We start from the raw sequence: 22,676 nt of genomic DNA, 5'->3' as shown, positions 1-22,676 counted from the left end.
CAATGTCGGCTGATCCTTCCTATCTTGGGAGGAGATGTCATGGCAGTACAGATCGCAACCGCGTCGCGCAGCGGGCTGAGATCGGCCTTGCCGCTGCTGGCGCCTGCCTATCTCTGGCTGACGGTTGCAATTTTCCTGCCGCTCTCGGCCATGGTCTTCTTCTCCTTCATCACCGACCTGCCGCTATCGGGAAAGCCGTGGGCATTCACGCTCGAAAACTATGCCGCCTTCTTTTCACAAAGCCTTTACCTGACATTGCTGGTGGCCTCGCTGCGCCTCGGCCTCGAGGTGACGCTGTGGTGCATCGTCATCGGTTATCCCGCCGCTTACGTGCTGGCCAAGGTGCTGAAAGGCCGCAGCCGCGAGGCGATTTTCCTGCTCGTCATTCTGCCGTTCTGGTCGAACGGGCTGGTGCGCATCTTCTCGTGGGCGATGGTGCTGCGCGAAGGGGGCATTCTCGACACAGCGCTCAACGCCGTGCTGCCGTTCAAGATCAACATTGATCTCATGTATTCCTATCCGGCCGTCATCATCGGGCTAGTGCACTCCTACGTGCCTTACATGGTGCTGACCTGCTATCTGACCCTGCAGGCCATCGATGACTCGCTGATCGAGGCCGGGCGCTCGCTCGGTGCCTCGCGGCTGCAGATGCTGAAGCGGGTCATCATTCCGCTGTCGATGCCGGGGCTGGTGGCTGGCGCAGCCCTCATCTTCGTCCCGGTCGTTGGCTCGTTCATGGAGCCGCGCATCCTCGGCGGCCGTACCGGCACCTTTTACGGCACTGTCATCGAGGACCAGTTCGTTGCCGTGTTCAACTGGCCGCTGGGTGCCGCACTGTCCTTCATCCTGCTGGCTGTGGTGCTGGTCATCCTGGCGGTTACTTCGCCGGTGCTTCGGAGGGCCGCTTAGTGGCGACGACCCGAATCCTGGAATGGCTCGGCCGGGTCTACATTCTGATGCTGCTCGCCTTCCTGTACCTGCCCATCATTATTATGGCGCTGATGTCATTCAACGTCTCGCCCTTTTACCAGCTGCCGTTCGAGTGGACGACGGAATGGTATGCCTCGCTCTGGCAGAACAATCAGCTGATCGCGGCCACGCGAAACAGCGTCGAGATCGCCGTCATCACTACCATCATCTGCACCGCGCTCGGCACCGCGGCGTCGCTAGGGCTCTATCGCTACGACTTCCGCGGTAAGAAATTCCTGCAGGCGCTGCTGTTTCCGCCGATCGCCATACCGTGGCTGATCACTGGCACGGCGATGCTGATTTTCTTTTTCGGCGTTGGCATCGGCCGCGGGCTGCATGCCATCCTGCTCGGCCACGTGGCGTTGGCACTGCCCTATGTCATCGTCGTCGTCTCGGCCCGGCTGCAGACATTTGCGCCGGAGCTGGAAGAGGCGGCGCGCTCGCTCGGCGCCAATCAATGGCAGGTGACGAACCGCGTCACGCTGCCCTGGATCATGCCGGGCGTCATTGCCGGCGGGCTGTTCGCCTTCGCCGTGTCCTTCGACCAGTTCGTCGTCTCCTACTTTCTGTCGACGCCCGGCCAAACGACGCTGCCGGTCGAAATCTACGCGGCGATCCGCAAGGGTTTCACGCCCGAGATCAATGCTGTCTCGACGATCATCATTGTTGTGTCGATGGCGCTGATGCTGCTGACGGCGCGCTTCTTCAAATTCGGCGGAGAGAAATAATGGCGGGCGTGCAGGTATCGAATGTGTCGCGCAGTTTTGGCGCGCACAAGGCGCTGGACGATGTCTCGATCGATTTCGCCGACGGCGGCTTCTACGCCCTGCTCGGTCCCTCCGGCAGCGGCAAGACCACGCTGCTGCGCCAGATCGCAGGCTTCGACTTTCCCGACTCTGGTCGCATCTCCATAGGCGGCGAAAGTGTTGAGCGGGTACCGGTGGAGAAGCGGCGCATCGGCATGGTGTTCCAGAACTACGCGCTCTTTCCCAATATGAGCGTCTCCGACAATGTCGCCTTCGGACTGTCGGTGCGCGGCGAGCCCAAGGCGGTGATTGCCAGCGAGGTGCAGCGCGCACTCGACCTCGTGCAACTCGGCACGCTCGGCGGTCGCCGGCCGCACCAGCTCTCCGGCGGCCAGCGCCAACGGGTGGCGCTCGCTCGCGCGATCGTCACCACGCCGCGCGTGCTTCTCCTCGACGAGCCGCTCGGCGCGCTCGACAAGGCGCTGCGCGTGGACATGCAAATCGAATTGAAGCGTATTCAGCGCGAGATCGGCATCACCACGATCTTCGTCACCCACGACCAGGAAGAAGCGCTGACGATGAGCGACCGCATCGGCATTCTGCGCGATGGCAAGCTGGTGCAGGAAGGCCCTCCCGAGGAGATCTACGATCGGCCGAAGAGTGAGTTTGCCGCCACCTTCCTAGGCGACGCCAACATCCTTCGCGGCAACGCCACTGGTACGGGCATCCGGCTGCCTGACGGAACGGGGATTGCCGCAGGCGCAGGGGTTACGCTTGTTGCCGGCACGAAGGCGAGCTGCGCCGTGCGGCCTGAACGAATCCGCATCGCCACCAATGCCGGCGTTCCGGACCGAGCCCATGCCAACATGCTCACGGGGCGGGTTTCCAAGCGCATCTTCGCCGGCAACAACAGCACGTATTTTGTCGATCGCGATGGCCAGACAATCAAGGTCATCGTGCAGAACACCGGCATCGAAAAGCTGGCGGAAGGACAACAGGTGGTGCTGCGCTGGTCGTCGGAGAGTACGGTGCTGATCGACGCGAGCTAGCAGATCCAATCCTTCAGTCTTGCCAGGCGGTCCGCAATCGGGGAAAGCATGGTCGGGCAAAGTGTGAGCGGAATACTCGATGTCGCTTGAATTGAATGCGGGCGACCAGTCGATGCTGCAGGGCGAGCAGGGTCCGGCCGTGGCCGCTGCGATGAAGATCCTGGTTGCCTGTTCGAAGGCGGTCGGCGCGCACAAATTGCTGGATATTGCCGGTGCGCATATCGACGGCTGCCTCTATCACGGCCAGGCCAGCCTCGATTTCGTCGAAAGGCTGATTGAGGGCGGCGGCCGCGTTCGGGTGCCGACGACGCTGAATGTCGGTTCGTTCGACCTCATCCATCCCGGATTGGTGAAGATGCCGGCCGCGGAAGAAGCGCCGGCGCGACGCCTGATGAAGGCGCATCTGGAACTCGGCTGTCAGGCGACCTTCACCTGCGCACCCTATCAGACTCGGTTCCGGCCAAGGTTCGGCGAGCAGATCGCCTGGGGTGAATCCAACGCCATCGTCTTTGCCAATTCGGTGATCGGCGCGCGGACCAACCGCTATGGCGATTTCATCGATTTGTGCTGCGCAATCACCGCGCGCGCGCCGGCCTGGGGGCTGCATCTGAGTGAAAATCGACGAGGCCGGATCCTGTTTGAGCTGATTGACGCTGCTTTCGAGCCTACCGACGCCCTGTTTGTCGGCGTCGGGCTGATCGTCGGGCAAAGGGCTGGCGACCGCATCCCTGTCATATCGGGCCTGCCGCAGCCGCGCGACGAGGACCAACTGAAGGCGCTGGGGGCGGCGGCGGCAACGACGGGTGCGGTGGCGCTATTTCATGCCGTCGGCATCACGCCGGAGGCGGAGACGCTGGATGAGGCCTTGCACGGCCTGGTGCCGGAGGAAAAAATCCGGATCTCTCGGACTGACATCCACCATGCGCTGGTCAGGCTGTCGAGCGTCCCCGACGGCGTGCAGCTTGCAGCCGTGTCGTTAGGCACGCCGCATTTCTCCCATGAAGAGTGGATGCGCCTGTTGCCGCTGCTGCGCGAAGTTGCGCCGGGCAGGGGCGTCCCGATCTACGTCAACACAGGGCGTGCCACGCTGACGCGACTGCAGGACGAAGGCGCACTGGCCGGCATGGAAGAGTTCGGCCTCGTTCCGGTCACCGACACCTGCACCTATGTCACGTCGATCCTCGAGCGTCTCGATGGCGTGGTGATGACCAATTCGGGCAAATGGGCGCATTACGCACCTGGCAATATCGGTGTCTCGGTGGCCTTCGGTGACATGGAGGACTGCGTCCGCTCGGCTGCGGCCGGCCGCGTCGTGCGAGCCGCGCCATGAAGGCGCCGGCCAGAACCGGTACATTCCACCTTTCCGGCTCGGCACAAGGCCCGGCGCTGGTGCTTTCGCAGGCGCTCAGCTTCTGGGGCGGGATCGACGTCGAAACGGGCGACATCATCGACTATTCGCATCCGGACCTGGGCGGCAATATCGCCGGCAAGATCCTGGTGATGCCGAGCGGGCGGGGGTCGTCGTCCTCGTCTTCGGTTCTGGCCGAAGCGATCCGCAGGGGCACGGCGCCGGCCGGCATTATCCTGGAGCGGCCGGACCCGATCCTTGCCGTCGGCGCCATCGTTGCCGAATTCCTCTACGACATCAGCATGCCGCTGGTCGTCTGCGACACATCAGGCATTGTCTCCGGCGACCGGATCGCCATCGGTCTGGGCGAAGATGCGCAAGCGATGGTGAGCAAGCTCTAGCCGGCCATCAGTCCCGCCGCGCCCCGCCGCCAGTAGGCTGCCGCCAGTGTTTCGTTGCGGCCGAGCGCCAGTGTACCGCGCCAATGTTCGCGCACCGTCCTGGCGGCGGCTGCTTCGGCGGCGAACCAGCCGAATGCCGAACCGGTCGGCCATGCGACCGACCGGATGGCGCGCGCCAGCCTGTCGTCGGTGCCGGCCTGCACGCCATTTCTCGGCAGCCAGTGCAGCTCAATACCGGTCGCGTTGTCGATGACTAGCCGTTCGCCATCGTCGGCGATCTCGACGAAGGCCACGCCTTTGGTTTCGGCGGGCAGCGATCCCAGCATGCGGGCCAGCGCCGGCAAGCCGGTTTCGTCGGCGCCCATGAGATACCAGGACGCCGGACGCACCGGACGGCCGACCGGCCCCATGATGCCGATCTTCATGCCGGGCGCCGCCTGCATGGCCCAGCGGGCGCCGACGCTGTCGCTGGGATGGATGAGGAAGTCGACCTCGATGATGCCGTTTTCGACGTCGAGGGCCCGGATGGTGTAGACGCGCGCTACCGGGCGCCTGTCGTCCGAGGGCCAGGCCGGCAAGCCATTGCTGCCGAGCACCGGCCAGAGCGGATCGGGGACGTCCCTGGTCGGAAACAGCATGCGGATATGCATGCCGCCGAATTTCGCAAAACGAAAGAGATCCTCGCCGGCGAAGCGGATGCGGCGCATGTGCGGCGTCAGGTCGCCGACCTGGGTGACGACCATCTCACGGAACTGCGCGAGGCGGGTTTCTTCGGCGAGATCGCCGGTCCATACAATCTCGGGACTTTCTTCCTTGGCATATACGTCTACGGCGGTGGCCAGCAGGTCCTTGATGCGGGCCAGCCCATAGCGGTCGGCGGCGTTGGCCCGCATGACCAGCCGCTCCATGTAAAGAGACGCGTCGCCGAAGGCGAAGCGGAAGTCGAGCCGCTGCCCCTCCCGCGAGGCATCGGCATCGAAGCTCTGCAGCCTGTCGCTGATGCGGTCGATGTAATGCGGCAGGTTGCGCAGGTTCAAGCGCGCTTCGCAGGCCAGTCCGCTCGCCGATGGGTCCCTCATTCTCAACCTCCGATCCTGCCTGTGAGCGCCACCTTGAAGGTGCGGCCCTTGCCCTGTTCCGTCGCCGCCGTCGTCGACCAGGCGCTTTGCGGGTCGGTGTAGGCGGTGTTGAAGACGTTATCGACACTGAAATCGAGTTTGGCGTGGTCGTTGATGCGCCAGTTGGCAAAGACGTTGACGAGGTCGAAGCCGTCGTCGATCACTGTCGGCGCGTCGGGATTGGTGCGGCTTGTCCGGGTGATCTTGCCGACGCTGAGATATTGCGCACCGACTGTGAGCTGGTCTTCCAGCATGCGGAAGCCGACGGTCGCCGAGAAGCGGTCGAGCGGCGTGTTATTTAGCGCCTGGCCGGAATAGACGCCGGTGACGACCTTGGCGTCGATCAGGGCGCCGGCGAAGTTCGCGAACCCCCAGCCATAGTCATAGACGGCTTCGGCCTCGATGCCCTTCAGCCGCGCGTCGCCGATGTTGATCGCCATACGCGGCAACACGGTGAGGTCGACGTCGATATAGCCTTCGACGGCGGTGTGGAAGACGTTGACCTTGGCACGAACCAGGTCGCCCGCGGCCAGCACATCGTCATATCTCAGATTGACGCCGGCTTCCCAGCTCTTCGCCGTTTCGGGCTGCAGAAGCAGGTTAGGCTGGTAACTGTCGCCACCGCCATGCGCGCCGCCGCCGCGATAGACGTCCTGCAGGCCCGGTGCCCGGTAGCCTTCGGAATAGGTGCCGTAGAGCTGGAAGCCATCCAACGGCGTTACGCCGACGGTGAGGCGAGGCGACCAGCGATCGCCCGAAATCGAGGTTTCCGCCGGCGGCACGGTCTTCGTTTCGCCGTCGAGCTGGTAGCCGTCATAGCGGACGGCGGCGATGAGCTGCAGCCAGTCGCTGTAGTCGCCCTGCCATTGCAGGAAGCCGCCATAACCCTGCTGCTCGCCCGAACCGAAATGCGCGGCCTCCGACGAGGCCTCCAGACAGTAGTAATCGAGGCCGTAGGTGAGGGTGTGAGCGATCTCCCAGGCATCGAAGCGCGAGGAATTCTTCAGGTTGAAGCCGGTCGTGGCGACGTCGTAGTAGCGGAAGTTGCGGATCGCCGTTGCCGGCCAGACCTGCGTCTGCTCGGCGCGCGTGCGGTTGTGATAGGCGTTGACACTGAGGTCGATCAGCTCGTTGTCGTCCGGCCTCCACGTATAGGCAGCCGTGTAGGTCTGGTTGGTGGTGTCGGTGTCGTAGCGGCTCAGCGTCGGTGAGGTCGAGCCGCTCGATCCGGTGATCTGGTCGTTGTAGCGCTGCAGGATCGCGCCGAGCTTGAGCTCGTGGCCGTCGGAGGGCCGCAGCGTCGCCTTCATGTAGCCGCTAGTGATGCGCTCGCCGGTCCATGGCACGGTATCGCCATTGCCATCGGCGTAGCTGTCGCGGTCGCGATAGATGAGGTTGCCGATGATATCTGCGTCGTCGCTGAAACGGTATGCGCCGGTGGCGCTGGTGGTGAAGCCGTCGCCATTGGTCTCATAGCCGAGCTTCTCGCTCAGCGCCCAGCGTTCCTCCTGCTTGAGGAAATCGCCGGCACCCCTGCTTTCGAAGGAGACGACGCCGCCGATGCCGCCCGAGCCATAGGCGTTCGAGACCGGGCCGCGAATGACGGTTGCTTCCTTGATCAGTTCCGGCTCGACATAGAACGAGCCTGAGCCGTGGCCGACGCGCCAGTAATCCTGGCGGGCGCCGTCGAGCGTCACCACCACGCGGCCATACTGCTCCAGTCCGCGAATGTTGATGGCGGTTGCCGGATCGTCGCCGTTCATCGAAGCGGCAACGCCGGGGGTGGTGCGGAAAATGTCGGCAGCGCTGTCAGGCTGGATGCGTTCGAGCTCTTCCTGATCGACGGCGCTGATGGCGGCCATCGATTCGATGATCGCGGTCTTGATCATCGTCGCCGAGATGGTGATCAGGTCAAGCACGGTCGGCTCGTTCTGCCCAGTTCTAGCCTGCTGGGGAGGCTTGACCGCCCGGTCGGCCTCGGCGGCGATACCCTTCTTCTCCGGCTCCTGCGCGGCGGCTAGCGGCGCGGCGCACAGGCCGAGCGCGAAGGCGAGCGCGGTGCTCGCCATCAAGGTCTTGTTGCTTGTCAGTTTCATGCGTGCAGCCCCCGGAAAAGCAAAGATTGCTGGCGGCGGCCGTTGGCGCTGGCTGGCATGATGGAGAAGCCTCGACACACGGGCCGGGCAGGGGTACTTATTAAAACATGATGACAATAGTCAACTTAATTTTGCAGGCCTGAGCCGGATCGAAGATTCTCAGTCGGCCCCTTGATCTGGCCGCCAAGATCTCGCCCGGGCGATCATGAATTTGTGACGCATCTGCTTCACCTGGTTCAGATCTCCGGGATGCTCTCCCTGAAGATCACCTGCAGCCGTGGCTGGTGCAGTTCGTAAGGCAACCCCCTGACCGCATGGCTCAAGGTGTTGAGCGCCTCGCGGGCTTCGACGCGCGGGTTCTGGTCGATGACCGCGTCGAGCGTGCCGTCGAGCAGAAGCTCCTTGGTGCCTTCCGTCACCTCATGGCCGAGAAAGACCGTCGACAGCGCGCGCCCGCGCTCCTTGAGTGCGCGGGCGATGCCGGTGTTGCCGGCGCCGACATTGTAGATGGCGGCCAGGTCCGGGTGCCGATCCAGCAGGGCGGAGGCCTCAGAATAGGCTTTTTCGCGGTCATCGAGCATTTCGCGCATCTCCACGATCTGCAGATTGGGCGATTCTTCCGTCAGTATGTGGCGGAAGCCCATCTCGCGCTCTTCGTGGCCGCGATAGGAGAGCGAACCGGCGAACAGCGCGACCTTGCCCGGACGCCCGGCGCCCATGAAGCGGTTGAGCAGGTAGCCGGCGAGCCGGCCGGCGGCGCGGTTGTCGATGCCGATATAGGCAACCCTCGGCACATGCAGGATGTCGGAAGCGATGGTGACGACCTTGACGCCGCTGGCCGAAAGCGAGCGGATCGCCTCACGCACCGTTGGATGGTCGAGCGCGATCACACCGACGCCTTGAGTCTGCCCGTGCAGTTCCTGCAGCAGACGCGCAAGCCGGTCCGGATTGAAACCTTCGATGGTAGCGACGCGGACGTCGAGGTCCGGCCGCGCCTGCGCCTGAGCCTCAATCTGGCGGTGCAGCATCTTGATGAAGGAATTGGTGCCGGCGGGCAGGGCGAAATCGAGCCGCATTACCTCACCGCGCAGCGCGTTGAGCGAGCTCGGATTATTCGAATTTTCAGCGATATAGCCAAGCCGCTGTGCCGTTTCGAGCACGACCTCGCGGGTGCGCGCCCTGACCCCGGCGCGGTTGTTGAGCACACGGTCGACCGTGGCGGCGGAAACGCCGGCTTCCCGGGCTATGTCTGTCAGGGTGGACCGCACTGTCGATCACCTCATTCCAAAATGCGCCAACGGCGCATCGAGATTACGCATTTCATGGGTCCGATGTCGCAGAGCGGCCTCATCGCCACCCGCGATTCTGATGGGAAATGATGTAACCGGCCTTGGCCGATGTGCAAGCCGCCGCGCTACAATAAATGCCGAAGCGGACCAAAGCGGGGAGGTGGGCAGCCGGGCTCCCTCAAATTCAAGCACCGGCTTCAGTGTGAGAGCCTTCACAAACGCCATTTTCTCCCCTCCCATGAGATGTTATGATGTATCTTGATTATTTATGATGTTGACAGCCTTCGTATAGTGCCGTCAATATCAATCATAAGGGCCGTGGAGGAACAAGGCCCTGAGGGAGGAGTTCCAATGTCGAATTTGATCCGCGTGTCGCGGCGCCGTTTGCTGGCGTCCGGTGGAAAGGCGGCAGTCCTTGTCGCCGCCGCAGGTATTGCACCGAAATTCATTCGCCCAAGCCGCGCCTATGCGGCCGATGCCCTGGCGCCCGGCATGATCGGTGGCCCGACGGGCTTCGACGGCTCGGAGCGCTATCAATATGGCGCCGATACGCCGGAGGGCCGCGCCATCGAGGCGGCCAAGGCGATGAAGGGCGCCGGCAAGGCGCCGGCCAAGATCGTGCTTGGCCTGTCCGACGGCTCGATCGGCCAGCTGACCCAGCCGTTTCCGGCCGGCGCGCCGTCGATCAAGGATCTCTGGGAGAAGGAAACCGGCATTCCGTTGGAAATCGTCGGTGTGCCAAACGGCCAGGAATTCACCAAGACGATGCAGGACATCTCCACCAAGGGTGGGGCGTATGACATCTATGCGGTCGAATGGAACCGCCTTGGCGACCTCGCCGAAACCGGCGGCATCCTCAAGCTCGACGACTTCGTCGCGCAATACAAGCCGGAATGGGACGATCCCGAGCGCGGTTATGTCGACGGCGCCAAGGGCGTCTCGCTGCTCAATCAGTATCGCGGCTCGACCTATGGCGTGTCGCTGGATGGCGACTTCCAGACCTGGGTCTACCGTACCGATCTGTTCGGCGACGCAAACGAGAAGAAAGCCTTCTCCGACAAATACGGTTATGAACTGGCGGCGCCGAAGACGTGGAAGCAGCATGACGAGATCGCCGCTTTCTTCCAGCGCCCGGACAAGGGCCTGTTCGGCTCGACCGATCTGCGCAACCAGGGCTGGGGCTACACCAACTGGTATCAGCGTTATGTCTCAATGGCTTCGCCCAATCAGTTCTTGTTCGACGATACTGGCAAGCCGCTGATCAATTCGGAGCAAGGTATCGCGGCGACCAACGAGTACATTGCGTCGCTTTCGCATCATTCGCCGGATGCGATCTCCTGGGGCTGGCCGGAGCAATACGGCAATTTCGCCAAGGGCGGTGCGGCCATGACCTGCGCCTTCTCCAATCTGCCGAAATTCCTCGACAATGCCGGCAACAAGGATTCAGCTGTCACCGGCAAGATCGGCTCGATGCTGCCACCCGGCCGCGAGATCGACGGCAAGCTGGTCAGCCGGTCGGTGCTGTGGCTCAATCTGTCGGCGTCGGTGTCCTCGCAAGCCAAGAATCCGGAGGCCTGCTACCTGTTCCTGCAGTGGCTGGGCTCAAGCCGCATCTACGCCTGGATGACTGCCAATCCGGGCGGCTACTTCGATCCGTTCCGGTTATCGGATTTCTCGGATCCGCTGGTTCGCCAGACCTATCATGCTTACCACATGGACGTGGTGCGAGAGACGGTCGCCCGCACCGTGCCCACCATCAACTATCCCGGCGCCACCGCCTTCCACAACGCGCTGGACGAGAACCTCGTCGCCGCGCTGACCAAGGCCAAGACAGCCGAGCAGGCGATGGCCGACACCGAGGCCGAGTGGAAGAAGATTGCCCGCCGCACCGGCGAGGAGAAGCTTCTCGAAGCCATCAAGACCAACAAGGAGGCTTGGCCGACCGTCCTCGACCCGATCGCCTGATCCTCGCAGGATCTTACCAAGGAGGGGAGGAGCGGTCGCTCTTCCCCTCGGCAACGAAGGACCCAGCAAAGCTGCAAGATGAAGCGTTCAGTTCTTTTCGAGATATTCCGCTATGCCGCGATCTTTGCGGCGATGGCGGTGACGCTGGTGCCGATCCTGTGGATGGTGTCGATGGCGTTCAAGCCGATCGCCGAATGGTCGGCGACCGGCGCCGACCTGACATGGTGGCCGAAGCACCCGACACTCAGCAATTTCCGCTTCGTCTTCGGTGAATCGACCAACAGTCTGATCGTCGCTCTCGACCGCACAGCTTTGAAGCCGATCCTTTCGTCGCTGCTGTCGGCCACATTCGGCACGGCAATCGCCATGTCGGCGGGCACCGCGGCGGCCTACGGGCTGTCGCGCTTCGGCTCGGGCCAGAACCTGCCGCTGGCGCTGATCCAGCTTCGCCTGTTTCCGCCGATGGCGGTCATGACCCCTGTGATGATCATGTGGGCCTTCCTCAATTTCACCGACAGTTGGTGGGGGCTGTCGCTGATCTACGGCATCGTCACGCTGCCTTTCGCCTTCTGGCTGATGAAGACCTTCTTCGACGACATGCCGCGCGAGATCGAGGAGGCGGCACTGGTCGAGGGCTGTTCGCGGTGGCGCGTCTTTACCCGCATCACGCTGCCGATGATGCGCGCGCCGCTGGCCAGTGCCGCGCTATTCGTCTTCATCCTCAACTGGTCGGACTATCTGATTGCGCTGCTTCTGACGACGCGCGAATGGGTGACGGTCCCCGTCTACATGGCCTCGCTGTCCTCCTCGATGACCGGACAGCTCTACGGCGCCAAGGCAGCGCTCGGCCTGATCGCCGCGGTGCCGCCGGTGATCATGGGGATCGCCATCCAGCGCCATCTGGTGCGCGGGCTGACTTTCGGGGCGCTCAAGCAATGAGTGCGGTGACAGCCACGATTTCGGAGGGCGACATGCAAGCCTCCAAAGCGGCATCGGTGTTGCTGGACGAGGGCGCACGGCTCGGCTTCCGGTTGACGCTGCCGGCGCAGATCCTGGTGCTGTTCATCGCCGTCTTCCCGCTCCTGATGCAGCTCTATATCAGCCTGACCGACTGGTCGCCGCTGTCGGGCACCGGCTGGTGGAACGCCTGGTCGATGTGGAACAGTTTCGCCAACTACACCGACCTTGCCGCCGATGCGCGCTTCTGGAGTGCGCTGAAGCGCACGGCCATCGTCATGATCGTCTGCGTGCCGGCGGAGTTCCTGCTCGGCCTGGCGCTCGCGACGCTGTTTGCCGACGAGTTCCCCGGCAAGCGGATCTTCTACTCGATCCTCTTGATGCCGATGATGGTGGTGCCGGCGGTGGCCGGCTACATGTTCTTCATGCTGTTTCAGTCGGGCGGCCCGGTCAATGACATCCTGTCGGCGATCTCAGGCGTTCCCGTCACCATTGCCTGGCTGTCGGACCCGACGCTGGCGCTCGTCGCCGTCATGGTCGCCGACATCTGGCAGTGGACGCCGCTGATGTTCCTGATCCTGCTTGCCGGCCTGGTCGGCGTGCCTGAGGACCAGATCAAGGCGGCGACTCTGCTCGGCGCCAACCCGTGGCAGCGCTTCGTCACCATCGTGCTGCCGAAGATGAAGACGATCATCATCATCGCGCTGGCGATCAGGGTGATCGAGAACTTCAAGATCTTCGACACGCTTTTCATCATGACCGGCGGCGGTCCCGGCGTCGCTACCGAAACCATCTCCGTCTACATCTACAAGCTCACCACCCAGGACTTGATCTGGGGCTATGTGGCGGCAATCGCGCTGGCCATACTGATCGTGCTGTCCATTGCCGCGGTGTTTGCCATGAAACGCATGGCTCGGGTAGGCGAGGTGGCGGCATGAGCACCATCCACCTGCAGAATCTGGTCAAGAAATTCGGCGATTTCACCGCGCTGAAGACGATGGACCTGGCCATTGCCGACGGCGAGTTCATGGCGCTGCTCGGACCCTCGGGCTGCGGCAAGTCGACGACGATGAACATGATCGCCGGCATGGAAGAGCCGACCAGCGGCAAGATAATGTTCGGCGAGCGCGACATGGCCGGCGTGCCGATGGGGTGGCGCGGCGTCGGCTTCGTCTTCCAGAACTATGCGATCTTCACTCATATGAGCGTGCGGCAGAACCTCGCCTACGGGCCGAAAATGCGCGGCGCAGCAAAGGCCGAAATCGCCCGCCGCGTCGGCACCATTGCCGAGATGCTGCAGCTGACGCCGCTGCTCGACCGCAAGGCGGACCGGCTGTCGGTCAACATATTGCAGCGGGTCGCGATCGGCCGCTCGGCGATCATGGAGCCGGCGATCTTCCTGCTCGACGAACCGCTTTCCAATGTCGATGCCGCCTTCCGGGCGGTGATGCGGACCGAACTGAAGCAGCTGCAGCGGCAGTTCCGGCAGACCATGGTCTATGTCACCCACGATCAGCTCGAAGCGATGACCATGGCCGATCGCATCGCGGTGATGGACCATGGCGTGCTGCAGCAGGTCGGCACGCCACTGGAAGTCTACAACAACCCGGCCAATGTCTTCGTCGCCCGCTTCATCGGCGCGCCGGGCATGAACCTGCTCAAGGGCAGGCCGGCGGAAAGCGACCGTGGCCTGGTCATCGATCTTGGCCCACTCGGGGCGACGCCGCCGCTGCCGGTCGAGATCGCCGATGCCGCACGCCGGATGCGCGGCGAGGTGTTTTATGGCTTTCGACCGGAGCAGGTGATTCTGACTGAAGGCGGCCGTGGCCTCTCCATGCCGGTGAGTTTCGTCGAGCGGATCGGCGCGCGCACCATCATCCATCTTGGCGAGGGTGAGACTGCGGTGAAGGCGGTGTTCGACAATGATGTCGGGCTGGCGATCGGGCAGACAGCCGTCGTCGCGCCTGCGGCGGAGGCGGTGCGCGTCTTCGACGCCGCCACTGGCGTTGCGTTGAGAGCAGCTTGAGATGGCCGATATCGTCTTTCGCAATGTCACAAAGCGCTACGGCAACACGCTGGCCGTCGACGATGCGTCGTTTGCGGTGAACGACAACGAGTTCTTCTGCTTCTTCGGGCCGCCGCTGTCTGGCAAGTCGACGATACTACGCCTGGTACTCGGCCTGGAAACGCCCGACATGGGCGAGATCCTGATTGGCGGCAAGCCGGTCAACACAGTGTCGCCGGCGGAGCGCAATGTCGCCATGGTGTTCCAGAATTTGGCGCTGTTTCCGCATATGAGCGCGCGCGACAATATCCGCTTTCCGCTGGTCGAACGCCGGGTCGCCGAAGCCGAGATCGAAAAGCGCGTCGCCGACGTCGCGGCCAAGCTGCATATCGGCCATATCCTGCACAAGCCGCCGGCACAGCTTTCGGGCGGCGAGCGGCAGCGTGTCGCGATTGCCCGCGCGCTGGTACGGGATCCCGCCGCCTATCTGATGGACGACCCGATCTCGGCACTCGACGCCCGGCTGCGCGAGGAGACGCGGGTCGAGCTTAAGCGCATCCAGCGCGAGCTCGGCAAGACGCTGATCTATGTCACGCACGACCAGGAAGAAGCGATGTCGGTCGCCGACCGAATGGCTATACTGGAGAGCGGCAAGATCAGGCAGATCGGCGCGCCTGCCGAGATCTATGACCGGCCGGCCAGCACCTATGTAGCGCGGCTGCTCGGCTCGCCGATGATGAATATATTGAAGTCGGTGCACGGCGCTGAAGGCGTGGAGGCGGCGGAAGGCACGATCCGCATCGCGGATACCGGCGCCCCGGCCGATGCCGTGGAAATTGGACTCAGGCCGGAAGACATCAAGGTTAGGGCCTGGTCGGAGGGGGGCGCGGGCCGGCCTGCGCGAGTGTTCGAGGTCGAGCCGCTCGGCGGCTACACCGTTGTGACGCTCGTCGCCGGGCAGGCGCGTCTGCGGGCGCTGTTGCGCGGCCAGCCGGACATCAGGCCGGACGCGATGGTGGCGATATCCTGCGAGCCGGGCAGGGTGCATTATTTCGGGCAAAGCGGGGGAGCGCTGGCAAGATGACGGCGGCTGCAAGGAACGAGCTTCGGGAGGAACATATGGCAGGCGAAGAAATAGCGGGCAACGGCTTCGAGCCGGACGTTAAAGTCCGCACCAGGGAATACAGGATCGGCTGCGTCGGCGCCGGCATGATCATGGCCGAATGTCACCTTGCCGCCTACAAGGAAGCCGGTTTCCCCGTGGTGGCGATTGCCTCGCGGACCAAGGCCAGCGCCGAGAAGGTCGCCAAACGCTGGGATATCCCGACCGTCCACGACACGCCGGAACAGCTCATCGAGGACAAGAACGTCGAGATCATCGATCTTGCCTTTCCACCCGACCAGCAGCCGGCGCTGATCCGCCATGCTCTGAAGCAGGCACATATCAAGGCGATCCTGGCGCAGAAGCCATTGGCGCTGTCCCTCGAAGAGGCAGTCAAGCTTCGCGACGAGGCGGCCAAGGCAGGCAAGATCCTCTCGGTCAACCAGAACATGCGCTACGACCAGTCGATGCGCGTCTTGAAGCAGATCATCGACAGCGGCGCGCTCGGCGACATCGTCTTCGCCCAGATCGACATGCATGCGATCCCGCACTGGCAGAGCTTCCTCGAGGACTATGACCGGCTGACGCTCGCCAATATGAGCGTCCACCATCTCGACGTACTGCGCTTCCTATTCGGCGATCCCCTGGAGATCACTACCCTGACCCGCAAGGATCCGCGCACCCGCTTCGATCATTCGGACGGCATCATCGTGTCGACGCTGCGGTTCCCGTCCGGCGTGCTCGCCGTATCGCTGGAGGATGTCTGGTCCGGTCCGCGCCAGGAGGGCTACAAGGACGACCAGCACATCAACTGGCGCGTCGACGGCACCAAGGGCGTCGCCAAGGGCACCATCGGCTGGCCGACAGGCGCTGCCTCGACACTGACCTATGCCTCGACCGAGACAACCGGCGGTGAATGGGTGACGCCAAGCTGGGACACGATGTGGTTCCCGCATGCCTTCATCGGCGTCATGGAGCAGCTTCAGCACGCGGTCAAGACGGGCGAGCCGCCGGCGCTGTCCGTCGCCGATAACGTCAAGACCATGGCGCTGGTCGAAGCGGGCTACCGCTCGATCGATAAGGGCCGGACAGTCAAGCTTTCCGAAATATCAACAGACTGATTCACTTACAGGGAGGAATTCACACCATGATGCAGGCAGGTATCTTCACGGGTTATTTCCCGTATGGCCTCAAGGAAACCGCGCAGAAGATCCGTGCGCTCGATTTCAACACCGTGCAGCTCGACCTGCATTTCAGGGACATCGACCTGTCCGCCGGGCAGATCACCAGGGACAAGGCCAAGACCGTCCGCGATACGTTCCGCGACCACAATCTGCCGATCTGCTGCGTGTCGGGCTACACCAACATCATCCATCCGGATATGGGCGAGCGCGAGAGGCGCGTCGGCTATTTGAAGGAGATCATCCGCAACGCACGCCATTTCGGCACCCCTTACGTGATCTCGGAAACCGGTACCTACAACACCGAGTCCGACTGGGTGCATCATCCGAAGAACAAGACCGAGGAAGGTTTTGAGGAATGCCGCAAGGTCATCGCCGACCTTGCCCAGACCGCCTATGACCACGGCGCGGTCTTCCTGCTCGAAACCTATGTCAACAATGTCGTCGGCTCGGTCGAAGAGACGGTGAGGATGTTCGCGCAAGTCGACCACCCAGGCCTCGGCCTGTTGATGGACCCGACCAACTATTTCGAAACTCACAACATCGACAGGATGGACCAGATCCTGAACCAGGTGTTCGACACGCTGACCGCAAAGATCAAGATAGCCCACGCCAAGGACGTCAAGCGCTCCGGCGGCGACAAGTCGGAAAAGCACGCAGACATCGGCGACGAGGACGCGCTGGAGAGCCACACTTTCCGCGGCGTCGGTGAGATCGAGTTGCCTGCGCCCGGCCTCGGTTCGCTGAATTACGACCTCTATCTCAAGCGGCTGGCCGAAAAGCACCCGAACATCCCGGTCATCATCGAGCATCTTTCGGAAGACGACGTGCCGCGTGCCAAGAAATTCCTCGATGGGAAATTCCGCGCCCACGGATTGTGATGGCGCGGTTCGGCTACGAAACAAGGGAGGAAGAGAAATGTTGAAATTCGCGTTGAAAGTCGCGGCCGCGGCGACCGTGCTCGCCGGTGTGGCGCTGGGTACGCCGGCGCTGGCGCAGGACGCTCAGAAGACGTTCTACCTGCTGTCGCATGGCGGCCCTTCGGATGCCTTCTGGATCGACTGGAATGCCGGCGCCACCAAGGCCTGCGACCAGCTCAAGGTGACCTGCAAGATCTCGTTCAGCGGCGGCGACATGGCGGCGCAGAAGGAAGCCTTCAACTCGGCACTCGCCGCCAAGCCGGACGGTATCGCCACCACCTCGGCGCAGCCCGGCCTGTGGACCGAGGAGGTCAAGGCAGCGAAGGCGGCCGGCATCCCGATCGTGTTCTTCAACACCGACGATCCGGCAACCGGCCGGCAGGCCTATGTCGGCGCCGACCTTAGGGAAGCCGGCGTCATCTGGGCGAAGTATCTTGTCGACCACAAGATGGTGAAGCAGGGCGACAAGGTGTTCCTGCCGGTCGAAGTGCCGGGCGCCAGCTACCAGCAGCTCGAGACCGAAGGCATTGCCAGCGTCTTCGATCCGCTCGGCATCAAATATGACGTGGTCGATTGCGGCACCGATCCGGCCGGCATCATCGCCAAGATGACCGACTACATGGTGGCCAACAACCCGCCGGCGATCATCGCGCTCGGCGATTCCGTGGCGGCCAGTGTCAAGCGGGTGTTTGACGGCGCCGGCGTGCCGGCCGGCAAAATCCCGGTCGTCGGCTGGGGCAATTCGAAGGAAACGGCCGAGTCCGTCAAGGCCGGTTTCGTCAACGCGGCTGCCTGGCAGTTCCCGTCAGCGCAGGGCTTCATGCCGGTGGCGCTGCTCGGGTTGGCCGCCGCTGGCGAACCGATCGGCTACGACATTCACACGTTCAGCCTCTACGACGCCTCGAGCGTCGAACCGATCCTGAAACTCTACAACAAGTGATTGGAACTGACGTTCGCCGCGCAGGCGGCGGGCGTCACCCTGAGATATGGTCGAAACAGTCATGACAATTGCCGCGGAAGAGGAAATGCCGCATGCCAAACGCAGGTCGAGCCTGATCCGCTCGCCGCAGTTCTCTTCGCTCGTCATCCTGATCGTCCTGCTGGCGGTGTTCGCGATCGCCGACGCGAATTTCCTGTCGCCGCTCAACATCTCCAACATGATGGCGTTCCTGCCCGAGCTCGGCATCATCGCGCTCGGCATGACGCTGCTTCTGACGGCGGGCGAGTTCGACCTTTCGGTCGGTGCCGTATTCGGACTGGCGCCGGTCGTCGTCATGCTTCTGGTCCAGAACGGCGGGTTTGATATCGGCGTCGCGCTGCTGGCCGGCCTGCTGCTCTGCATAGCGATCGGTGCGATCAACGGGCTGATCGTCACCAAGATCGGCATCTCCTCCTTCCTGGTGACGCTGTCGATGCTGCTGGTGGTGCGCGGGGCAGCGCTTTACATCACCCAAGGCTTTCCGCTGAAATCCTGGGACCAGCCGGGCTTCTTCGTGACGCTGCTGGCCGGCAGCTTCAATATCGGAACGTTCCGTTTCTATACCTCGCTGTGGTGGTTCATCGGCCTTTCGCTACTGGCGATCTATGTGCTGCGCTACGCCAAGCTCGGCAACTGGATCAGCGCTATCGGCTCGAACCGTAACGCTGCCGTGGCGCGTGGTGTGCCGGCCGACGCGGTCAAGATCTGGCTGTTCATCCTGACCTCGGTGCTGGCCGGTCTCGCCGGCATGATCAGCGCCTTCCGCATCTCTGCGGCCTCGCCGGTGGCCGGCACCGGCTATGAACTCGAAGTGGTCGCCATGGTGGTGGTCGGCGGCACCGCGCTGACCGGTGGGCGCGGCACCATTTTAGGCACCATCGTCGGTGCGCTGATGCTGCGCAGCATCCGCAACGGCATCGTGCTGATCGGAGTGCCCGGGCTCGCCTACAACATCTTCGTCGGCGTCATCATACTTGCCATGCTCATCCTGCACGCTTTGCTGCAGAAGAACGCTGCCAGGAGCTGATCATGGAAGTGCTTCGGCTGCAGAACCTGCAAAAGTCCTTCGGCAGCGTCCGCGCCCTGAAGAGCGCCTCCTTCACGCTCAACGAGGGTGAAGTGGTGGCCTTGCTCGGCGACAACGGCGCCGGCAAATCGACGCTGATCAAGGCGATCTCCGGGGTCTTTCAGGTCGATCGCGGCGACATCTATGTGCGCGGACAGAAGGTCTCCATCCGCTCGACCCGCGACGCGATGGATCTCGGCATCGAGACCATCCACCAGGACACCTCGCTGGCTCCCGACCTCAGCATCGCGCGCAATCTTTTCCTCGGCCGCGAGCCGGTCAACCTCAAATGGCTGGGTGTGTTCGCGCCGCTCGATCTCGCCCAATTGCGCGATGCTGCCTCGGCACTTTTGAAGCGCGTCGGCATTTCGAAAAAACTCGACGCCGATGCGCTGGTCAGCACGCTGTCGGGCGGCGAGCGCCAGTCGATCGCCATTTCGCGCGCCATGCAGTTCGCCGCCAAGGTCATCATCCTCGACGAGCCGACCAATAATCTCGGCGTCGAGGAAACGCACGGAGTGCTGCGCTTCGTCAAGGAAGTGCGCGACGCCGGGCATTCGGTGCTTTTGATCACCCACAACATCCATCACGTCTTCCAGGTCGCCGACCGCATCATCGTCATGCGCCGCGGCGAGATCGTCGCCGAGCAGACGGTCGCCGACACCGACCTGCTGACCGTGGAAAGCATCATCACCGGCGCCGACATGTCGGCCCTGCTCAAGGAGACGAGAGCGAAGTGAAGGGCGGGAGCAAAGTGAAGGAACTGGCCGTCACATGGTAGAGCTTTACGGCAAGACGCTGTCGCGCCGGCAGGTCTCGGAGCGCTCCGGCATGCTGTCGCAATTTGCCGGCGTGCGGCTGATGACGCTTGGCGACGGCGTCGAGCGCGGCATCCGTATGCTCGAATTCCGCACCGGCTCGGGCCTGCGCTTCACCGCGCTGGTCGACCGGGCGCTCGATATCGCCGATTGCGACTTCAGGGGCCAGGCGATCGGCTGGCATTCGCCGAGCGGCTTTCGCCATCCCGGCCTGCACGAGTATGAAGGCGAGGAGGGATTGGCCTGGGCGCGGTCGTTTTCCGGCCTTCTGCTGACCTGCGGCCTCGACCATATATTGTTCATGAACGAGGTACCCGCCGACACCTACAACTACCCGCCGAAGAAGACGGTGCGCCATTCGCTGCATGGCCGCATCAGCACCATCCCGGCGCGGCTGACCGGCTACGGCGAGACCTGGGACGGCGACCGCTGCGTGTTGTGGGCCGAGGGCATCGTCCAGCAATCGACTGTGTTCGGCGAGGATCTGCACCTGCTGCGGCGGATCGAGGCCGATGTCGGCGGCAACGAGATCCGGCTTTCGGACCGCGTCGTCAATCACGGCTTCAACCGGACGCCGCATATGTATTTCTACCACATCAACGTCAGCCATCCGGTGCTCGACGAAGGATCGCGCTACCTGGCGCCGATCCGCGACGTCGTCTGGGCCGGGCATGCCGGCGAGCACTATGAAGCGCAGAAGGTCGGCTACCGCACGGTGCCGGCGCCGCAACCGGGATTCAAGGAACAGGTCTGGCAGCACGAACTCGGTGCCGACAGCACCGGCGAAGTCCCTGTGGCGGTGGTCAACGACAGTCTCGGTCTCGGCTTCGAGGTGGTCACGCGCAAGGACCAATTGCCTTGCGCCTATCAATGGCAGAATTTCCAGGCCGGGCAGTACGCGCTTGGGATCGAGCCGTCGACGCATCATGTTCTTGGCAATCTAGCGGCGCGCGAACGCGGCGAGATGATCTGGCTGGAGCATGGCGAAAGCCGCCCCTACGATGCGGTGTTCCGGGTCCTCGACGGCGCCGGCGAGATCGCCGCCGCCGAAAGCCGGATCGCGGCGATTGCCAGACAGCCGCGAGAGGACTACCCGCGGCCGTCGGGCCATTTTCCTGTTCTTGGAGGCAGGTCGTGATAATGGCGAAGAGGATACGGGACACCAGTTGGGAGGCTGGCTCTGGCCGGAGCGGGGAGGGCTCGCGGTCGAGCTGGAATTGGAGGTCACAATGGCTGGCACGGTAAAGCGCGATTACAGCCTGGTCGGCGAGAGCACGCGCAGGGCGATCGAGACGGGACTGGCCTCAGCGGAGTGGTACCACACGGATGTCCCCCGCAAGGCGATCAAGGAGTTGATGCAGCGCTCAGACGGTCCGGCGATCCGCGACACGATCATCTGGATCGTCGCCATCCTCGGCTCCGCCGCCGGCGCCGTCTACTTCTGGGGCACCTGGTGGTGCGTGCCGTTCTTCTTCGTCTACGGCGTGCTCTACGGCTCGTCCAGCGACTCGCGCTGGCACGAATGCGGCCACGGCACGGCCTTCCGCACGCGCTGGATGAGCGATGTCGTCTATCAGATCGCCAGCTTCATGCTGATGCGCAATCCGGTGACCTGGCGCTGGAGCCATGCCCGGCACCATACAGACACCATCATCGTCGGCCGCGACGCCGAGATCGCCGTGATGCGCCCGCCGGACCTATTGCGTGCCGCGCTGGCTTTCACCGGCATCCTCGATTTCCGCTATTCGCTTCCGGCGCTGGTACGCCAGGCGTTTGGCAAGCTGACGCCCGACGAGAAAAGCTACGTTCCCGAGATGGAACAGCACAAGGCCGTCATCGCGGCGCGCTGGCACATCGCCGTCTACATCGCGACGATCGCGCTCGCCGTTTTCATGCGGTCGTGGATACCGGTGGTGCTCATCGGCGTGCCGCGCCTCTACGGCACCTGGCACATGGTGCTGACCGGCCTGCTGCAGCATATCGGCCTGGCCGACAATGTCGTCGACCACCGGCTCAACACCCGTACCGTGTACATGAATCCGATCAGCCGGTTCATCTACTGGAACATGAACTACCATGTCGAGCATCACATGTTCCCGATGGTGCCTTACCACGCGCTGCCCAGGCTGCATGAATTGATCAAGCACGATCTGCCGGAGCCGAACCCGTCGATGTGGCATGCCTACCGCGAGGTCTGGCCTGTCCTGCTCAGGCAGCTCAAATACGAGGATTATTTCCTCAAGCGCGAACTGCCGCCGACGGCGAGGCCCTATCGTGGCGAGTTCCACGAAGTGGACATGTCGGCGGCGGCTGAGTAGGCACCGCAGGAATTTCGGGAGAGATAAAAAATGGCCGATTGGGTCGAAGCGTGCGCCGTCGACGATGTCGAAGAGGAAGATGTCATCCGCTTCGACCATGGCGGCCGCACCTTCGCGATCTACCGTTCGCCGGACGATGAATTCTTCGCCACCGACGGGTTTTGTACGCATGAGAAGGCGCATCTGGCCGATGGGCTTGTGATGGACGACATCATCGAATGCCCAAAGCACAATGGCCGCTTCAATTACAAGACCGGCCAGGCCAAGGGCGCTCCCGTCTGTGTCAATCTCGCGACCTATCCAGTCAAGGTCGAAGCTGGCAAGGTGATGATCCAGATTGGCTGACGGG

At 63.1% G+C, this 22,676-nt stretch carries 21 protein-coding genes; 18 read left to right on the top strand and 3 right to left on the bottom strand.

Features of this window, described 5'->3' with window-relative positions:
- Positions 1–39 precede the first annotated feature (39 nt).
- The 5 genes from AC0L2Y_RS24055 (at position 40) to AC0L2Y_RS24035 (ending at position 4,513) form a co-directional block, all read left to right on the top strand.
- Complete coding sequence (locus AC0L2Y_RS24055) at positions 40–909, top strand: ABC transporter permease (RefSeq protein ID WP_473559925.1); 870 nt, start codon at positions 40–42, stop codon at positions 907–909.
- Positions 909–1,697 (top strand): ABC transporter permease, encoded by a 789-nt coding sequence (locus AC0L2Y_RS24050; RefSeq protein ID WP_031194613.1) that lies wholly within the window; start codon positions 909–911, stop codon positions 1,695–1,697. Before AC0L2Y_RS24055 ends, AC0L2Y_RS24050 begins: the two co-directional genes overlap by 1 nt.
- A complete protein-coding gene (locus AC0L2Y_RS24045; RefSeq protein ID WP_473559924.1) occupies positions 1,697–2,764 on the top strand; it encodes an ABC transporter ATP-binding protein in 1,068 nt (355 codons plus the stop codon). Before AC0L2Y_RS24050 ends, AC0L2Y_RS24045 begins: the two co-directional genes overlap by 1 nt.
- Before the next feature lie 79 nt (positions 2,765–2,843).
- Positions 2,844–4,094 carry an aconitase X gene (locus AC0L2Y_RS24040; protein WP_473559922.1) on the top strand — a complete coding sequence of 417 codons (1,251 nt, stop codon included), beginning with the start codon at positions 2,844–2,846 and terminating at the stop codon, positions 4,092–4,094.
- A complete protein-coding gene (locus AC0L2Y_RS24035) occupies positions 4,091–4,513 on the top strand; it encodes an aconitase X swivel domain-containing protein (RefSeq protein WP_473559920.1) in 423 nt (140 codons plus the stop codon). The genes AC0L2Y_RS24040 and AC0L2Y_RS24035 overlap by 4 nt, the downstream gene beginning before the upstream one ends.
- Here the strand turns inward: AC0L2Y_RS24035 and AC0L2Y_RS24030 are convergent.
- The 3 genes from AC0L2Y_RS24030 to AC0L2Y_RS24020 all read right to left on the bottom strand — a co-directional run bounded on the left by AC0L2Y_RS24030 (position 4,510) and on the right by AC0L2Y_RS24020 (position 8,995).
- Positions 4,510–5,592, bottom strand: a complete 1,083-nt coding sequence (locus tag AC0L2Y_RS24030; RefSeq protein WP_473559918.1) for an SIP domain-containing protein — start codon at positions 5,590–5,592, stop codon at positions 4,510–4,512. The genes AC0L2Y_RS24035 and AC0L2Y_RS24030 overlap by 4 nt on opposite strands.
- Positions 5,593–5,594: 2 nt before the next feature.
- Complete coding sequence (locus tag AC0L2Y_RS24025) at positions 5,595–7,727, bottom strand: TonB-dependent hemoglobin/transferrin/lactoferrin family receptor (RefSeq protein ID WP_473559916.1); 2,133 nt, start codon at positions 7,725–7,727, stop codon at positions 5,595–5,597.
- 236 nt (positions 7,728–7,963) lie between these two features.
- Positions 7,964–8,995, bottom strand: a complete 1,032-nt coding sequence (locus AC0L2Y_RS24020; RefSeq protein WP_352491017.1) for a LacI family DNA-binding transcriptional regulator — start codon at positions 8,993–8,995, stop codon at positions 7,964–7,966.
- Positions 8,996–9,367: 372 nt separating this feature from the next.
- Between AC0L2Y_RS24020 and AC0L2Y_RS24015 the strand changes: the two genes are divergently transcribed.
- The 13 genes from AC0L2Y_RS24015 (at position 9,368) to AC0L2Y_RS23955 (ending at position 22,672) form a co-directional block, all read left to right on the top strand.
- Positions 9,368–10,981, top strand: a complete 1,614-nt coding sequence (locus AC0L2Y_RS24015; RefSeq protein ID WP_352564290.1) for an extracellular solute-binding protein — start codon at positions 9,368–9,370, stop codon at positions 10,979–10,981.
- A 78-nt stretch (positions 10,982–11,059) separates the two neighbouring features.
- Complete coding sequence (locus tag AC0L2Y_RS24010; protein ID WP_473559915.1) at positions 11,060–11,920, top strand: carbohydrate ABC transporter permease; 861 nt, start codon at positions 11,060–11,062, stop codon at positions 11,918–11,920.
- Positions 11,917–12,876: a carbohydrate ABC transporter permease gene (locus AC0L2Y_RS24005; RefSeq protein ID WP_473559913.1), complete on the top strand. Its 960-nt coding sequence runs from the start codon at positions 11,917–11,919 to the stop codon at positions 12,874–12,876. The genes AC0L2Y_RS24010 and AC0L2Y_RS24005 overlap by 4 nt, the downstream gene beginning before the upstream one ends.
- The gene (locus tag AC0L2Y_RS24000; RefSeq protein ID WP_473559911.1) at positions 12,873–13,964 is read left to right on the top strand and encodes an ABC transporter ATP-binding protein; all 1,092 of its coding nucleotides are present in this window, start codon (positions 12,873–12,875) and stop codon (positions 13,962–13,964) included. Before AC0L2Y_RS24005 ends, AC0L2Y_RS24000 begins: the two co-directional genes overlap by 4 nt.
- A gap of 1 nt (position 13,965) precedes the next feature.
- A complete protein-coding gene (locus AC0L2Y_RS23995) occupies positions 13,966–15,027 on the top strand; it encodes an ABC transporter ATP-binding protein (RefSeq protein WP_473559910.1) in 1,062 nt (353 codons plus the stop codon).
- A gap of 35 nt (positions 15,028–15,062) precedes the next feature.
- Positions 15,063–16,166, top strand: a complete 1,104-nt coding sequence (locus AC0L2Y_RS23990; RefSeq protein ID WP_473559908.1) for a Gfo/Idh/MocA family protein — start codon at positions 15,063–15,065, stop codon at positions 16,164–16,166.
- A gap of 26 nt (positions 16,167–16,192) precedes the next feature.
- Positions 16,193–17,107 (top strand): sugar phosphate isomerase/epimerase family protein, encoded by a 915-nt coding sequence (locus tag AC0L2Y_RS23985; protein ID WP_473559906.1) that lies wholly within the window; start codon positions 16,193–16,195, stop codon positions 17,105–17,107.
- 37 nt (positions 17,108–17,144) lie between these two features.
- Positions 17,145–18,086, top strand: a complete 942-nt coding sequence (locus tag AC0L2Y_RS23980) for a sugar ABC transporter substrate-binding protein (RefSeq protein WP_473559903.1) — start codon at positions 17,145–17,147, stop codon at positions 18,084–18,086.
- A gap of 61 nt (positions 18,087–18,147) precedes the next feature.
- Entirely contained in the window at positions 18,148–19,152 is a 1,005-nt protein-coding gene (locus AC0L2Y_RS23975) for an ABC transporter permease (protein WP_473559901.1), read from the top strand.
- The gene (locus tag AC0L2Y_RS23970; protein ID WP_473559944.1) at positions 19,149–19,931 is read left to right on the top strand and encodes an ATP-binding cassette domain-containing protein; all 783 of its coding nucleotides are present in this window, start codon (positions 19,149–19,151) and stop codon (positions 19,929–19,931) included. Before AC0L2Y_RS23975 ends, AC0L2Y_RS23970 begins: the two co-directional genes overlap by 4 nt.
- A 34-nt stretch (positions 19,932–19,965) precedes the next feature.
- Positions 19,966–21,147, top strand: coding sequence for an aldose 1-epimerase family protein (locus AC0L2Y_RS23965; RefSeq protein WP_352491027.1), 1,182 nt, complete (start codon positions 19,966–19,968; stop codon positions 21,145–21,147).
- A 91-nt stretch (positions 21,148–21,238) separates the two neighbouring features.
- On the top strand, positions 21,239–22,327 hold the full coding sequence (locus AC0L2Y_RS23960) for a fatty acid desaturase family protein (RefSeq protein ID WP_473559898.1): 1,089 nt from the start codon (positions 21,239–21,241) through the stop codon (positions 22,325–22,327).
- A 30-nt stretch (positions 22,328–22,357) separates the two neighbouring features.
- A complete protein-coding gene (locus AC0L2Y_RS23955) occupies positions 22,358–22,672 on the top strand; it encodes a MocE family 2Fe-2S type ferredoxin (protein WP_473559896.1) in 315 nt (104 codons plus the stop codon).
- Positions 22,673–22,676 lie beyond the last annotated feature (4 nt).

It is taken from the genome of Mesorhizobium sp. WSM4830, from assembly GCF_055811495.1.
Note: the sequence above shows the minus strand (reverse complement) of the source record. Positions and strands in the feature narration are given on the sequence as shown.